The sequence below is a fragment of the Nocardioides sp. LHG3406-4 genome, from assembly GCF_049897745.1.
Classification (GTDB): domain Bacteria; phylum Actinomycetota; class Actinomycetes; order Propionibacteriales; family Nocardioidaceae; genus Nocardioides.
In genome coordinates this window covers 117,341-132,163 of sequence record NZ_JAFCWV010000002.1, presented here as the reverse complement: position 1 = coordinate 132,163, position 14,823 = coordinate 117,341, and the positions used below count along the sequence as shown (strand labels likewise).

Sequence of the window (14,823 nt, the reverse complement as noted above, 5' to 3'; positions counted from 1 at the left end):
CCTCCTCCCAACCCGAGAGGGGGTGACCCCCGATGACGCTGCTCCGCCTCTGGCCGGCCACCAACGGTCCCGCGGCCACCACAACGGACACCGACAACTACACGATGGGTGTGGAGTTCGGCGTCTCGGCCGCGGCCACCGCAAAGGCGGTGTACCTCTGGCGACCCGCCACGTCGCCCGCCACCACACTGGCGGTCGGGATCTACCAGGTCACCGGCGCCGGGACGACCGGCACTCTGCTCGGCTCCGTCACCGGCGTCTCGGTGCCGGCCAACCTGGGCGCCTGGCACCGGGTGCAGCTCACGATCCCGGTCGCGCTGAACAGCGGGATCTCGTACAAGGCTGTCGTCCAGAGCTCGACGGACAACTTCTACGCCTCCACGGCCGCGTACTGGTCGACCGGGCCCGGCGCCGCGGGCATCAGCAACGGGATCCTGAGCGCCCCGAACGCCGACAACGCCGCCAACGGCCAGGGCACGTTCGTCGCCTCGACGACACTGACCTACCCGACCGGCTCCTTCAACGCCTCGAACTACTGGATCGACGTCGAGGTCGACGACGGTGTCTCCGTGGTCCCGTCCGGCGGTGCGGCGGGGACCCTCGCTTGGGCAGGAACGGCGGGCGGAGCCGTGGCGCGCAGCGGCGGAGCCACAGGCGTCCTCGCATGGGCCGGCACAGCCGGCGGGGCGACGGTGCGCAGCGGCGCCGCCGCCGGCGCCCTGGCCTGGGCTGGCAGCGCCTCGGGCGAAGCCCCCGTGGTCGGAGCGGCCGAGGGCGGCGCTTCCGGGACCCTGGCGTGGACCGGCGCAGCTGGTGGGTCGCGCGCGTCCTCCGGCTCGGCCGCCGGCGTCCTGGCCTGGTCGGGCGAAGCGACCGGTACGAACGGGGACGCGCTCTCGATCGCCGACGAGAACGCCCTCACCGACGACGTGCACCCACCGGCCTACTGGATGGACTACCCAGCCGAGGAGATCCCGGCGTTCGTCCGGTCGTCGTACTACACCCCCGGCCAGACGGCACAGTTCTCCGTCGACTACGCCGCGGCGTACACCGTCGAGATCTGGCGCCTGGGCTGGTACGGCGGCGACGGTGCGCGGCGCATCGCGTCCTTCGCCGGCGACCCGGCGAGCCAGCCCGCGCCCGCCACCATCCCCGGCTCCAACGGCGCCGTCACGTGCTCGGCCTGGTCGGTCAACGACGAGTGGGAGATCCCCACCGACGTCACCCCCGGTGCCTACTGGGCCTTCTTCAAGGACGCCCCGAACGACAACTGGGCCGGCGTCCCGTTCTTCGTCTCCGACGCCAACAACAAGAAGCCGATCCTCGTCGTCGCCTCCGACTCCACCTGGTGCGGCGCCTACAACTACTTCGGCGCCGCGGGCAAGTCGGTCTACGGATCCGGCGGCCCGCTGGCCGGCACCGGCGGGGCCACCACGCGGGCGCTGTGCGGGTCCTACGACCGCCCCATGCGGACCCGCGATGGCGTGCCGCAGACCAACTTCCTCAACGGCGAGCTGCCCCAGCTGCGGTTCCTCGAGCGGTTCGGCTTCGAGGTCGGCTACGCCACCAACGAGCAGATCAACAACGACCCGTCGATCATGGACGGCCGCAGCCTGGTCGTGTTCTCCGGGCACAACGAGTACACCTCTCAGCGCGTACGCGACAAGACGGTCGAGCTCATCGCCGCCGGCGTGAACGTGGCCAACTTCGCCGGCAACGACTTCTTCTGGCGCGTGGCCTACGGCGACGAGATCGGCTTCCCTACCGGGCAGACCGACACCTCTACCGGCCGCGTCATGTGGTGCCGCAAGGACACCATGGCCGGGCCCTCCACCCATGTCGCCGGCGCCGCGTTCACCACCGCCGATGACTGGACCGGCACCTGGCAGGACACCCGCTGGCCCGGCCGGCAACCCTCGAGCGAGCTCCTCGGCGACCGATTCATCGCCAACGGCGTCCGCAACGACGAGGTCAAGGTCCCGTTCGCGCTCAAGACCGCACCGATCTGGCGCGACTGCGACGCCATCGGCGCGCTGACCGCCGGCCAGACGTTCACCTTCGGCGCGGGCACGGCGGGCATGGAGTGGGACATCCCCGCCGACGACCTCCCGTCCACCGCGCTCTCGGCGTCGACGGTCAACCTCGAGTACAACGCCTCCGACATCAACGGCGAGGACTACAACCAGGACGGCACCTACACCCACGCCTTCCAGATGGTCGCCAGCGGCGCGGCGTACGTCTTCAACGCCAACACCACCCAGTGGGGCTGGGCCCTCGACGACCTCCACGACCGCGGCGGCAACGTCGCCACCGACGAGGCCGTGCAGGCCACCCTCAACGTGCTCTACGACCTGGGCGCCGAGGCCACCGGTTCGCTGGTCGCCGGCGACGGGTTCGTCGAGCCGACCCCGGTCGTCGACCTGGCCACCGCCTACGCGCTGCCCGGCCCGCCGCCCGGCGAAGGCGCAGCCTCCGGCACCCTCGCCTGGACCGGCTCAGCCTCCGGAGCCACCGCCCGGTCCGGCCAGGCGGCCGGCACCCTCAGCTGGTCCGGCACCGCCGAGGGAGCGTCAGGGCCTAGCGGGACCGCGACCGGCACCCTCGCCTGGCTCGGCACCGCGTCCGGCCGCCGAGAGTCCCGTGGCGGCGCCACTGGCACCCTGCAGATCGCCGGGACCGCCAGTGGCACCACGACCCGCTCGGGCGCCGCTGGAGGCACGCTGGCTTGGGTCGGCACCGCCACCGGTGGCAACCCGAGCCCCGGCCGCGACATCTCACTGACCGTCACCCTGGCACCACCGCGCCTCGCGGCGGCCGCCCTCGCACCAGCCCGCTTCACCACCCGACTGGAGGCCCCGTGAGAACCATCGACGTCACAGCTGGCGCCAAGGAGTTCGTCACCGCCGCCTTGGCAGAGAAGAACGACGCGTCGCTCGCGGGTGCCACGTTCGAGGTCAGCCTGGGCAGCTCGACGACCAAGGCCCCGGACGACGGCTGGCAGGCCCCGGACGAACAAGAAGTGACTGGGTCAACGGCCAGCGTCTCCCTGCTCATCGACAACGCCGACCAGATCGGCCGCTGGTACCTGTGGGTCAAGTTGACCGACTCACCCGAGGTCATCCTGCTCGCATGTCGCAACGACAGCATCTCCGTCGTCTGACTCAGCCCCACGACGCCCCCGCCACCCCTCACCCGGGTGGCGGGGCGCTTTCGTGCGTCCGCAGGCAGCGACTAGACCAGCGGAATGGTGACCGTCAACGTGGGTACCACGCGGGTGGCGGGTGCCAGAACAGCGGTGGCAGCACCCGCTGGCCCCCGGGACCAGGGGAAGCCCCCGGGGGTCGTCTCGGGATTCGCTCGGCGGTGTCGGCTCCGCCTGTCACGCTGGGAGGGTGAAGCAGCGCATCGTCTACCAGGGCTGGGAGCGGCCACTGATCGCCGTCCTCATCGACCGCACCTGGTACCCAGGCGAACTCCGCATGTGGACCCAGCACGACGACGACACCTGGACCGCGGACGTCTCCTACACCGACGAGCACCACATGAACCACCTGACCAGCGTCGCGTCCGACCAGGTGCGACCTGTCGAGGAGCACTGAACTGCGGTCCGCGCGTGAAATGGACCTACACGAGCCCCAGCCCGGCAGCGGGCCGGAGGCCACGGACGTCGGGCCTCGTCGCCATGCCCTTCGATCCGGTCCGCCTGCGCTCCTGGCGTTGCTCGCGTAGACGCTGCAGCCGCCGGATGGTCTGAGCGTCGTACGCCAGCGCCTCTGGTCGGTCGAGAAGGGCAACCTCGACCTGCGCGTAGCGGGTGGGGCTCCACCCGAAGAGGGTGCGGATGGCTTCGTCGCGCCGCCCGTCGTTGCGCATGTTGATCCGAGCGAACTCGATGACCATGCGCTCGATGTCAGTGAGAGGGCCGGTAGCAGTTGTGGGGTGGTGCTGGGTGTCGTCGTTCATGTCTTCCGGCACCACTGCTCTCCTTTGCGGCTGGTGATCGCGATCCGAGCCGGACCGTACGCGGCCGCACCGACATGACCCTGGAGCCTGCAAATGGAGGAGTTGCTACTTTGCTGCTACATCGAGCCGGTCAGATGGGCTGATTCAGACTCAAAAATGGGTGGAACCCCGGCAAGTATGAGTTGCCGGGGTTCCGGTGTCTTCGGGACCGAAGTCCTTCCGACAGGCCCAGTTCTACCGCCCTGGGCCCGGCCCGATCAAGGGGTCTGCGCGAGGAGTTTGCGTCGTCCGGCGTGTCCTGCGGGACACGCCGTCAGAGGCGCGTCGCGGCGGCGTACTCGTCGATCTCGGAGAGCAGGCGCGCCTTCACGTCCTCCGGTGCGTACGACGCCCGGACGGCCACGCGCGACAGCTCGGCGACGCCCGCTTGGTCGAGTCCGAGGAGGTCGGCGGCGATCTCGTACTCGCGGTTGAGGGTGGTGCCGAACATCGGCGGGTCGTCGGAGTTGACGGTGACGGTCACGCCCGCGTCGCGGAACGCCACGATCGGGTGCTCGGCCAGGGCGGCCACGGCACGCGTCGCGATGTTGGACGACGGGCACACCTCCAGCACGATCCCGGTCTCGGCCAGGTGGGTGAGCAGCGCCGGGTCCAGCGCGGCCGACGTGCCGTGCCCGATGCGCTCGGCCCCGAGAAGGTTGATGGCATCCCACACCGTCTCCGGGCCGGTGGTCTCGCCGGCGTGCGGCACCGAGTGCAGGCCGGCCGCGCGCGCTGCGGTGAAGTGCGGCTCGAACTGCGGCCGCGGCACGCCGATCTCGGGTCCGCCCAGGCCGAAGCCGACGAGCCCCTCCGGCCGGTGGTTGAGCGCCCAGTCGAGGGTGGCGTCGGCCGAGGGGATCCCGGCCTCACCCGGGATGTCGTAGATCCACCGGAGCACCAGGCCGAAGTCGCGCTCCGCGGCCACGCGCGCGTCCTCGATCGCCTCTGTGTAGGCCTCGATGGGCATGCCGCGACCCTCCTCGTGCGGCCGGACCGACGTGTACGGCGTGCAGGTGAGCTCGGCGTACCGGACGTGCTGCTCCGTGGCCATCTCCCGGGCGACCTCGTAGGTCAGCATCCGCACGTCCTCGGGGGTACGGACCAGGTCGACGACGGCCAGGTAGACCTCGATGAAGTGCCCGAAGTCTCGGAACTCGTAGAAGCGGCGCAGCTCGTCGGGATCAGTCGGGACCGTGCCGGGGTGCCGCTCGGCGAGCTCGCGCACGATCCGCTCGGAGGCCGACCCGACGTGATGGACGTGGAGCTCGGTCTTGGGCAGACCTGCGATGAAGGCGGCGATGCTCATTCGCCGGAGTCTGGCAGCGAGATCAGGAGAAGTAGAAACCGACGGCGACCGGAATCCCCGCGAAGAGCAGCCACGGCGTCAGGATCGAGCGCTGGTTGATGACACGGACGCCGACGATGGCGAGCACGCAGACCACGGTGGCGATGACGAGCAGCACCGGGAAGGCACCGGGGCGGTCGACGGTGTTGGCCAGGATCACCAGGCCCGCAGCGAAGTGCGCGGCGGTCGTCAGCACCAGGGCGGAGATGATCCACTTCTGCACGCGTTCGACCTGCACTCTCGAATCGTAGGCGTGCGGTGCCGGGCGCGGGCGATCGACCCGGCGGCGTACGCCGTGGGTAGGGTGGTCGACCGTGAACGAACGACTCGTCTGGATCGACTGTGAGATGACCGGGCTCGACCTGCGGGCCGACGCCCTGATCGAGGTCGCGGCGCTGGTCACCGACTTCGACCTCAACGTCATCGGCGACGGTGTCGACGTGATCATCAAGCCGCCTCCCGAGGCGCTCGAGCAGATGATCGAGTTCGTGCGCACGATGCACGAGACGTCCGGGCTGCTGCTCGAGCTCGAGAATGGCCTGACGATGGCCGAGGCCGAGAAGCAGGTGCTCGACTACATCAGGGAGCACTGTCCCGAAGGCAGCCGCCCGCCGCTCGCCGGCAACACCGTGGCGACCGACCGGTCGTTCCTGGCCCGGGACATGCCGACGCTCGAGAGCTCCCTGCACTACCGCAACGTGGACGTCTCCTCCATCAAGGAGCTGTCGCGCCGGTGGTTCCCCCGCGCCTACTTCTCCTCGCCCGCCAAGCGCGGCAACCATCGCGCCCTGGCCGACATCCAGGAGAGCATCGAGGAGCTGCGCTACTACCGCGAGGCCGTCTTCGTACCCTCGCCCGGGCCCGAGAGCGCTGTCGCCAAGGAGATCGCGGCACGGCACGGCGGAGCGATCACCGGGCTGCGGCCCGATGCGGAGAACCCCGCCTGATACCCCTATACTTCTCGTCGCGGCCCCGGCTATGTCGGGGCTTCGTGGTGGGCGTAGCTCAGCTGGTAGAGCGCCGCGTTGTGGTCGCGGATGTCGCGGGTTCAAGTCCCGTCGTTCACCCCAATCCAGCAGGTCGAAGACCTGGTCCTGGCACTGCCCCCGAGCCGTCGAGGCTGGGGGCAGTCGCCGTCTCGACCGCGTGTTCCCCGACCGGGTCAGTCACCGGGGTGGGCGCCTGCGGCTCCCGGTCGTCACCGGTGGGCTGCGGGAAGACGAGCCTGAACTCGCTGCCCTCTCCTGAGGTCGACTCGAACTCGACCCGGCCGGCGTGGCTCGCGGCGATCGCCTGGGTGATCGAGAGGCCGAGCCCACTGCCTTGGATGGCCAGCTCGGAGGCCACGGACGATCGGAAGAACCTGGTGAAGACCTGCGGCTGCTCGTCCTCGGGGATGCCGACCCCGGTGTCGCGTACGGCGATGACCGCGGCCCCGGCATCGGTCCGCAGCGAGACGTCGATCCGCCCGCCAGGGTTGGTGAACTTCACTGCGTTGCTCAGCAGGTTGGTGACCGCCCGCTCGAGCTGACCACGATCGCCCTTGAACGGCGTCCGCGCCGCCGGCACATGGATGTCGAAGGACTTGCCGGAGCCCTCGCAGGATGGGGCCACGACGTTGGTGGCCGCGAGCACGACGGCGCCGAGGTCGAGCTCGGAGGTCTTGGACGCCAGGCACCCGTCCTGCATCTCGCTGAGCAGCAGCAGGTCGTCGATGAGCGCCAACAGCCGCTCGCTGTTGCCCGCGACACGCCTGAGTGCATCGGTCTGCGCCGAGTTGAGCTCGCCGAACCCGCCGTCCACGAGGACCTCGAGGTAGCCCAGGATGCTGGTGATCGGCGTACGCAGCTCATGGCTGACGCTCGAGACGAAGATGTCCTTGAGCTGGTCGATCTGGCGCATGCGCTCGACGGCCTCGCGCTCGGTGTCCAGCGCCTCCGTGAGGGTGCCGTGTGCGCGGACGCGCTCGGTGACGTCCTCGGCCGTGCACACGTGGCCGGTCACCTCGCCGTGGACGTCGCGGATCCTGGCCAGCGTCAAGGAGTGCATCCGCCGGCTGCCGTCCTTCGTGACGAACTCGACGTCGGTGCCGGCGTGCTCGGGCTCGCGCAGCGCGAGTGAGACGGCGGTGTGCGTCGGCTCGGTGCCCAGCAGCAGTCCGAGGCGCTGGATCTCCTCCGTACGGTGGAACATCGTCGGTGACGTCCCGAGCACCTCCTCGGCCGCGTAGCCGAGCTGACGCTCCGCGCCGGGGTTGAACAGGTCGATCAGGCCATCGGGGCCCGTGCCGATGATCGCGATGCCACGGGTGCTGTTCAGCAGGCTGTGAAGCCGATCGCGCTCGGAGGCCGCACCGCGGCTGACCTCGCGTTGCCTCGCCATGGTGATCGCACTCGGGAGGAAGGAGACGGCACACGCCAGCACGAACAGGTTGAGAAAGATCATGGCGTGGTCGGGACGATGCGACTGCTCGACCTGGGTGAACGGGCCGACTCCCGACAGGGTGAGGGTGGTGGCCACGACGGCGAAGACGAGGAGCTGGACGAGGGTCGCCCGCATCGAGCTGCGCAGGGCACACCAGGAGAGCACGGGCGCGAGCAGCAGGACCGTCAGCGGGACGTTGGCGAAGACTCCGAAGACGAGCACCACCGCGATCGCGAGGGCAGCCCACTGGAGCGTCTGCTCGCTACGCGGGGCATTGCCACCCTGCCGCGAGACGGCCATGAAGAACGGCAGCACGATCGCGTAGGCGTTCAGGTGGGCCAGGGTCGTGGCGAGCGCCATCGGACCCGGGTAGGGGCCGTCGACGAGCAGCTCCGTCACGCCGGTGCTCGCGCCTGCCACGAGCGACCCCGCGAGAATCGCGACGAGGAAGAGGACGACGTCCTGGTGGTCGAGCAGCCGGGCACGCCGCGTCCCGCGCCGGGTGACCACCTCGGCGACCACGAAGGCGCTGGCGACGACACCGAGGGACCAGCCGGAGGCCTCCAGGAGCTCACGACCCGCCAGTGTCATCGTGGCGACGCTCACCAGGAGGACCAGGGCGCCCACCTCGACCCGCCGCGCGCGCCCGCCCAGCAGGAGCAGGCCGGCGGCGAGCCCGGTCGGCCAGATCGCCCCCGTGTGACTGCCCGTCGGCATGACGGTGATCGCGAGGAAGCCTGTGCCTGCCATCAACCCGAGCAGGCCGACCCCCCAGGACTTCACGTACACGACACTCCTTGTCCCGACCCGACGTTGGGCGCGGCCCCTCCTGACCGAGACGAGGTTATGGCCTCCCAGCCCCCCGTGCGGAAGAACCGACCAAGTTTCACCTGCACTACGTTGTCCCGGTGACTTCCGAGCAGAGCAGGTACGACGTGGTCGTGGTCGGCGGCGGCCACAACGGGCTGGTGGCGGCGACGTACCTCGCCCAGGCCGGGCTGTCCGTCGTCGTGCTCGAGCGGCTCGGGCACCCGGGCGGCGCAGCCGTGTCGGCACAGGCCTTCCCGGGACAGCCGGCGCGGCTGTCGCGCTACTCCTACCTCGTCTCGCTGATGCCCGAGCAGCTGGTGCGCGAGCTCGGCCTCGACATCTCCCTGGCGCCGCGAACGACCGCCTCCTACACGCCGTACGTCCGGAACGGTCGCGACGGTGGGCTCCTCGTGGAGCGCCCCGAGGGCAGCCGCACCCGTGAGTCGTTCGCCGCGCTCACCGGCAGTGACGAGGAGTACGACGCGTGGCAGGCGTTCTACGGCGAGGTGGCCGAGCTCGCGCAGGCGGTCGCGCCCACCCTCATGCAGCCGCTGCCGACCGAGCGCGTCCTCGCCTCCGAGGTCGACGAGCGCATCTGGCGCGACATCGTGCAGCGGCCCCTCGGCGAGGCGATCGAGCGACGGTTCGGCGACGACACGGTGCGCGGCGTGGTCGCCACCGACGCGCTCATCGGCACCTTCGCCTCGATGCACGACCAGTCGCTGGCGCAGAACCGCTGCTTCCTCTACCACCTGATCGGCAACGGCACCGGCGAGTGGCGGGTGCCGGTCGGCGGGATGGGCGCAGTCACCGACGCCCTGGCCCGAGCCGCCGTCGCAGCCGGCGTGGAGATCATCACCTCGGCGGGGGTCAGCACGATCGCGCCGGGCGACGACGAGGCCGAGGTCACCTGGCACGACGGCAGCCGCGACCACACCGTCGTCGGACGCCACGTCCTGGCGAACGTCGCGCCCTGGGTGCTGCAGATCCTTCTCGGGGAGCCCGAGGACCCCGTGACCAAGCCCGAGGGCTCACAGCTCAAGGTCAACTTCCTCCTCGACCGGCTGCCGGGACTCAAGTCCGGGCTGGATCCTCGATTGGCCTTCGCCGGCACCCTGCACCTCGACGAGGACTACACGCAGCTTGAGGCGGCGTACGCCGACGCGGCTGCCGGCCGGCTGCCCGCCGTACTCCCTGGCGAGGTCTACTGCCACTCCCTCACCGACCCGTCGATCCTCGGTGAGCTCGCCGGCACCGGCGCGCACACCCTGACCTACTTCGGGCTGCACACCCCCGCGTCGCTCTTCGAGGGCGACACGTCCGCGGCGCGGGCACTGGCCGTCGAACGCGCGCTCACCTCCATCGACGCCCACCTCACCGAGCCTCTCGCGGCGTGCGTGGCGACCGACGCGCAGGGCCGGCCCTGCATCGAGGCCAAGATCCCCCAAGACGTCGAGGCCGACCTCGCCATGCCCGGCGGGCACATCTTCCACGGCGACCTGGACTGGCCGTGGGCGCCCAACCGTGCACGCCTCGACACCCCGGCCAGGCAGTGGGGCGTCCAGACCGGCTCGCCGTCGGTGCTCCTCTGCGGATCCGGCGCCCGCCGCGGCGGGGCCGTGTCCGGGCTCGGTGGCCACAACGCCGCTCAGGCCGTGCTGGCCTCCCGCTGAGCAGCCCTCGATTTTCCCCCGCTGGTCGGCCGCTGGTACCGTTGCGGTCGCTTCACAGCACGCGCCATTAGCTCAATTGGCAGAGCAGCTGACTCTTAATCAGCGGGTTCGGGGTTCGAGTCCCTGATGGCGTACCAGCAAGACCCCCTGACCGGCGGACACCGCGGGTCAGGGGGTCTTCGTGTCTTCCGTCTTCCTCGGGCCGAACACCGGCCTGTCCACTCGGCGCTCCGCGTCGGCCAGCGCGAGCAGCTCCTCGCGGGTCAGCTTTGGGCCGGGGCCGTCGACCTTGAGGTTCAGGAAGAACTCGTGGCCGATGGTCTCGTGGAAGAAGCACTCCCGCAGCGTGATGTAGCCGAGGTCGTGGAGGTCCTTGAGCATCAGCCGGAGATGGTTCGGCGAGAAGATCCAGTTGTGGACGTCGACGTACTCCTCGCCCTCGGCCATCGCGGCGTGCTCCCTGACCTGGTCGAGGTCGTGGATCAGCCGGTACCTGCCCTTGTGGCCCGCGGACCACGATCCCGTGCCACGGTGCCGGACCGCGTTGATCGCGAACTCGGTGAGGGTGCCGACGGTGTGCACCCGGGGCGGGTTGAGCGAGGTGTCGATGACACGGCCGAGTGACGACCGCTCACGGAACCGGTCGAAGCAGTAGCGGTGGTCCGGGACCACCAGCGCGAGCACCCCGTCGCCGGCGAGCAGCGGCGTGCACTCGTTGAGGAAGTCGATCAGCGAGGTGGTGTGCTCCAGGACGTGCGAGGCCAGGACGAGGTCGAACCGCTCGTCGATCTCCTTGAGCATCGAGCCGTCGGGTGGGAGGACGTGGTCGACCTCCTCGATGCTCTCCGGGTCGTAGTGCGCGAACTCGCTGTACTTGTCGACGAGTCCGGCGCGGTCGAGGTAGTCCACGGTCTGGGTGTTGAAGCCGTCGCGCTTCGGCAGGATCGCGTTGTGCGCCGGTCCGATCTCCAGGAAGAGGCCGTCTCGCTTCGCGCTGGCGAACACCATGTCGCGACGGGTCTCGAGGCGAGACCGCTGCGGCGGCTCCGGCGTGACCACCGCCGGCGACGGCTCGGGGGCCGGCGGCCCCGGCTGGCGGAGCACGCGCCGCTTGACCTTCCCGAGGCGGCGCCGCACCGAGGTGGGCAGCCTGGACCTGAGCGTCTCCGTGATGTCAGCCACGGGGCCTGAGGCTACGGCAGACCGACCGCGCGCAGTGGCGGGAGCGCGGCAGGCAGCGGGTACGGCGATCGAGTGCTGCACGTTCCTGAGCGGCCCGTTTCGGCGAAGCCAGTACGCATGGCACATCGGTGCGTATGGTCGAAATGCCGGCAACCGTCGAGACTCGCTCATCCGGATGACCAGATGAACGATCGCGGTGCCTCCACTGAAGGCCTCCCCCATGAGTCGAGCCCAACGTCCACGCAGGATCGTCACACCGACCAGGATGGCGCGCCTGGCGGTCGGAGCATCGGCGTTGCTTGTCGCCGGTCAGCTCGCGACTGTCCCCGGTGCCGGGGCCGCCCTGCCTGCGGCTCCCTTGGCCGGGGCCTCGTTCGTGGATCTGGGCTCCGCCGCGACGTACTCGGTGCTCGGTGGCACCGGCGTCGCGAACACCGGCGCCGGCACCGCGCTGTCCGGTGACCTCGGGCTCAGCCCCACCGGCGCCATCTCGGGCTTCCCGCTGGGCACGTACGCCGGCGAGCTGCACGACAAGGACGCCGCGGCCGAGGCGGCGCAGTCCGCCCGGGCCGCGGCGTACGAGGACGCCAGGACCCAGACCAGCACCGCCACGATCGCCGGTGACCTGGCCGGCACGACCTTCCTCCCTGGCGTCTACACCTCCACGGCCGCCTCCTCCAACACGGGCACGATCACCCTCGACGCCGACGGCGACTCGTCCGCCGTCTTCGTCTTCCAGATCGGTGCGGCGCTCTCCCCCGCAGCCGGCAGCAAGGTGGTGCTGTCCGACGGTGCCCTGGCCAACAACGTCTTCTGGCAGGTGGCGGGGGCCGTCACGCTCGCCGCCGGCGCCACGTACGTCGGGACCCTGCTCGGGGCAGGCCCGATCACCCTCGGCGACGGCGCCTCACTGAAGGGTCGCGCCCTCAGTCCCGGCACGGTCACCATGACGAACAGCCCCTTCACCCAGCCCATCGACGACCTGGTCGCCCCCGCCGTGACCATCGGTGACGGACCCACCCGGTCCACGAACGACACGACCCCGTCGATCCAGGGCACGACCGACGAGCCGGCCGGCACGGCGGTCCACGTGACCGTCGACGGGCAGACCCTGGGCTCGACGGTCGGGGTCGGCGGGGGCTGGAGCGTCAGCGCCGGGCCGCTGCCCACAGGAGCACACGACGTGGTGGCCTCTGTCACCGACGCGTCCCGCAACGTCGGCACCGCCAGCCAGGTCCTGACCGTGGACGTGACAGCGCCCGCCGTGACGATCGACGGAGGCGCGCGGCGAGCCACCAACGACACGACGCCCACGATCTCCGGAACGACGGACGAAGCAGCCGGAAGCGTGGTGACCGTCGCCGCCGACGGACAGACTCTGACCACGTCGGTCGCAGCCGGGGGCAGCTGGAGAGTGGACGCCGCCGCGATGGCGGAGGCACCCCACAGCGTGTCGGCATCTGTCACCGACGCGGCGCAGAACACCGCTACGGCGCACCAGGTCCTGAGCGTGGACGTGACCGTGCCCGTCGTGACGATCGACGGCGGCGCGACCCGGGCCACGGACGACACGTCACCGTGGACGTACGGCACCACCGCCGAACAGGCCGGTACGACGGTTCGCGTCAGCATCGGCGCTCAGAATCTGGAGGCCACCGTGCTCAGCGGCGGCGCGTGGGGGGTCAGCGCAAGCACGCTCGCGGCGGGCTCCTACACGGTGGTGGCCTCGGTCACCGACGCCGCTCAGAACACCGGCACGGCGACGCAGACGCTCACCGTCGGTCAAGTGGCTCCGGAGCCGCCCGCTCCACCGGTCCCGCCCACTCCCGTGCCACCCTCGCCCGTCCCGCCACTTCCTCCTGCCCCGCCGGTGCCCCCGGCCGCACCCCAACCGCGCTACCAGCCGGACGCCGCGATCCGTCGGCTCCCGGGAGGCTTCGTGGGCGCCGGGAGCTACGTCGCCTCCGAGCAGCGGGTGACCAGGAAGCTGCGGCGCACCGCCCGTGGCGCCACGTTCGAGGTCCGCGTCACCAACCGGGGTGACACGGCCGACCGGCTGGAGCTGCGCGGTACGCCGAGGAGCCGGGACTTCACGGTGACCTACACGGCCGGGGGCGAGAACGTGACCTCCGCAGTCACCGCCGGCACCTACCTGACCGACCTGTTGGGGCCTGGAGCGGCTGCCGTGCTGGTCGTCAGGGTCACCAGGACCAAGGCGGCCGGCGCCGGCGACCGGCGTACCTTCGAGGTCCGCGCCACCTCCTCCCACGCCCAGGCGACGAGGGACACGGTGGCCGCCGTCGTGCGGATGGCCGGCCGCACGGCCCGACCGCCCAGCCACCTCGGCACCGGAGACTGAGGCTGGTCCTGGCTGTCACTCGCTTCCGCAGAGGACGACGAGCAGGGCACTAGGATCTGCGTGGTCATGAACGCCGTCCCCGTAGCCTCAGCGTCCTCCAGGTCGAGGTGGCCGAGGTGAACCTCAGCAGCGTCGATCTCAACCTGCTCGTGGCCCTCGAGGCACTGCTGTCCGAGAAGAGTGTCACGCGGGCGGCCGCCAGGCTGTCGGTGGGCCAGCCCGCCATGAGCGCCACGCTCAACCGGCTCCGGAAGCTGTTCGACGACCCACTGCTGGTGCGGGCCGGAGGGGAGCTGACTCCGACCGCGCTCGGACAGTCCCTCGTCCAGCCGGTCGAGGAGGCGATCCGGGCGATCGAGGCGGTGCTCTCGGCCCCGCAGACCTTCGATCCCGGCACCGATCGGCGCACCCTCACGATCATGGCCAGCGACTACGTGGGACTCATCCTGCTCCGGCCGCTCGTGCAGCGCCTCTCGGTGAGCGCCCCCGACCTGCGGGTCGTCGTCCGTCCGGTCACCCCCGACTTCGAGGCTCTGCTGCGACAGGACCAGGTAGACGTGGCCGTCCTGCCACGCGAGGTGGTCCCACCGGAGAGCGACCTGCAGCAGCGGCTGCTGTTCCAGGACCGCTACGTCTTCGCCGTGGACGCCGACGACACCAGCATCGGGGACCACCTCACCTTGGAGCAGCTGGCTCGTCACCGGCGGCTCGCGACGGGCGACCGCGAGCTGCCCGCCCTGGGTGACCGTCAGCTGACCGGCCTGAGCCATCCCCCCGCGGCGGAGCTGAGCACCCAGACGGCTCTGCTGGCGCCCTTCTTCGTCGCGGGCACCGGCCTCATCATGCTCACCCTCGAACGCCTGGTCCGCGAGCTCCGGTGGGCCAGGATCCGGATGGTCGAGCCGCCCCTGCCCCTGCAAACGATCGACGAGTGCCTGTTCTGGAGCCCGCGTCGCGAGGCGGACCCGAGCATCCGCTGGCTAAGGCAGGAGATCTACGCCGTCGCCGACGCGCTCTGACCGGCC

Annotated in this window: 12 protein-coding genes and 2 tRNA genes; 9 read left to right on the top strand and 5 right to left on the bottom strand. The window is 70.7% G+C overall.

The features are described 5' to 3' along the window. The first annotated feature begins 32 nt into the window (after nt 1–32). From ACP7BP_RS06515 to ACP7BP_RS06505, 3 genes are all read left to right on the top strand, one after another. Nucleotides 33–2,861, top strand: a complete 2,829-nt coding sequence (locus tag ACP7BP_RS06515) for a N,N-dimethylformamidase beta subunit family domain-containing protein (RefSeq protein WP_426243658.1) — start codon at nt 33–35, stop codon at nt 2,859–2,861. Continuing rightward, nucleotides 2,858–3,160, top strand: coding sequence for a hypothetical protein (locus ACP7BP_RS06510; RefSeq protein WP_426243656.1), 303 nt, complete (start codon nt 2,858–2,860; stop codon nt 3,158–3,160). Before ACP7BP_RS06515 ends, ACP7BP_RS06510 begins: the two co-directional genes overlap by 4 nt. 232 nt (nt 3,161–3,392) lie before the next feature. Next, a complete protein-coding gene (locus ACP7BP_RS06505; RefSeq protein WP_426243654.1) occupies nt 3,393–3,599 on the top strand; it encodes a hypothetical protein in 207 nt (68 codons plus the stop codon). A 25-nt stretch (nt 3,600–3,624) separates the two neighbouring features. Here ACP7BP_RS06505 and ACP7BP_RS06500 read toward each other — a convergent pair whose 3' ends face one another. The 3 genes from ACP7BP_RS06500 to ACP7BP_RS06490 all read right to left on the bottom strand — a co-directional run bounded on the left by ACP7BP_RS06500 (nt 3,625) and on the right by ACP7BP_RS06490 (nt 5,588). Next, complete coding sequence (locus tag ACP7BP_RS06500; protein WP_426243652.1) at nt 3,625–3,975, bottom strand: DUF3263 domain-containing protein; 351 nt, start codon at nt 3,973–3,975, stop codon at nt 3,625–3,627. Between the two features lie 301 nt (nt 3,976–4,276). Then, nucleotides 4,277–5,311 (bottom strand): adenosine deaminase, encoded by a 1,035-nt coding sequence (locus ACP7BP_RS06495; RefSeq protein ID WP_426243651.1) that lies wholly within the window; start codon nt 5,309–5,311, stop codon nt 4,277–4,279. Nucleotides 5,312–5,333: 22 nt separating this feature from the next. Then, entirely contained in the window at nt 5,334–5,588 is a 255-nt protein-coding gene (locus tag ACP7BP_RS06490; protein WP_426243649.1) for a hypothetical protein, read from the bottom strand. Between the two features lie 76 nt (nt 5,589–5,664). Here ACP7BP_RS06490 and orn point away from each other — a divergent pair, with 76 nt between their 5' ends. Together orn and ACP7BP_RS06480 are read left to right on the top strand one after the other, a co-directional pair. After that, nucleotides 5,665–6,297 (top strand): oligoribonuclease, encoded by a 633-nt coding sequence (gene orn / locus ACP7BP_RS06485; protein WP_426243648.1) that lies wholly within the window; start codon nt 5,665–5,667, stop codon nt 6,295–6,297. Nucleotides 6,298–6,344: 47 nt separating this feature from the next. Then, nucleotides 6,345–6,420 (top strand) — tRNA-His (locus ACP7BP_RS06480). On the opposite strand, the gene ACP7BP_RS06475 is transcribed toward ACP7BP_RS06480, so the two are convergent. Then, nucleotides 6,413–8,557 carry an ATP-binding protein gene (locus ACP7BP_RS06475; protein ID WP_426243646.1) on the bottom strand — a complete coding sequence of 715 codons (2,145 nt, stop codon included), beginning with the start codon at nt 8,555–8,557 and terminating at the stop codon, nt 6,413–6,415. The genes ACP7BP_RS06480 and ACP7BP_RS06475 overlap by 8 nt on opposite strands. A gap of 125 nt (nt 8,558–8,682) precedes the next feature. Here ACP7BP_RS06475 and ACP7BP_RS06470 point away from each other — a divergent pair, with 125 nt between their 5' ends. Beyond that, on the top strand, nt 8,683–10,257 hold the full coding sequence (locus ACP7BP_RS06470; RefSeq protein ID WP_426243644.1) for a phytoene desaturase family protein: 1,575 nt from the start codon (nt 8,683–8,685) through the stop codon (nt 10,255–10,257). Nucleotides 10,258–10,318: 61 nt separating this feature from the next. Next, a tRNA-Lys gene (locus tag ACP7BP_RS06465) sits at nt 10,319–10,394 on the top strand. A 31-nt stretch (nt 10,395–10,425) separates the two neighbouring features. On the opposite strand, the gene ACP7BP_RS06460 is transcribed toward ACP7BP_RS06465, so the two are convergent. Next, nucleotides 10,426–11,439, bottom strand: a complete 1,014-nt coding sequence (locus ACP7BP_RS06460; RefSeq protein WP_426243642.1) for a class I SAM-dependent methyltransferase — start codon at nt 11,437–11,439, stop codon at nt 10,426–10,428. Between the two features lie 265 nt (nt 11,440–11,704). Between ACP7BP_RS06460 and ACP7BP_RS06455 the strand changes: the two genes are divergently transcribed. Both ACP7BP_RS06455 and ACP7BP_RS06450 read left to right on the top strand, forming a co-directional pair. Continuing rightward, the gene (locus tag ACP7BP_RS06455; RefSeq protein ID WP_426243640.1) at nt 11,705–13,798 is read left to right on the top strand and encodes an ice-binding family protein; all 2,094 of its coding nucleotides are present in this window, start codon (nt 11,705–11,707) and stop codon (nt 13,796–13,798) included. A 116-nt stretch (nt 13,799–13,914) separates the two neighbouring features. After that, entirely contained in the window at nt 13,915–14,817 is a 903-nt protein-coding gene (locus tag ACP7BP_RS06450) for a LysR family transcriptional regulator (protein WP_426243638.1), read from the top strand. The last annotated feature ends 6 nt before the right edge of the window (nt 14,818–14,823 follow it).

What these genes read in the sequence shown, in the direction of transcription:
- ACP7BP_RS06495 (WP_426243651.1), bottom strand. Translation starts at nt 5,311, where the DNA reads ATGAGCATCGCCGCCTTCATCGCAGGTCTGCCCAAGACCGAGCTCCAC.
- ACP7BP_RS06455 (WP_426243640.1), top strand. Translation starts at nt 11,705, where the DNA reads ATGGCGCGCCTGGCGGTCGGAGCATCGGCGTTGCTTGTCGCCGGTCAG.
- ACP7BP_RS06515 (WP_426243658.1), top strand. Translation starts at nt 33, where the DNA reads ATGACGCTGCTCCGCCTCTGGCCGGCCACCAACGGTCCCGCGGCCACC.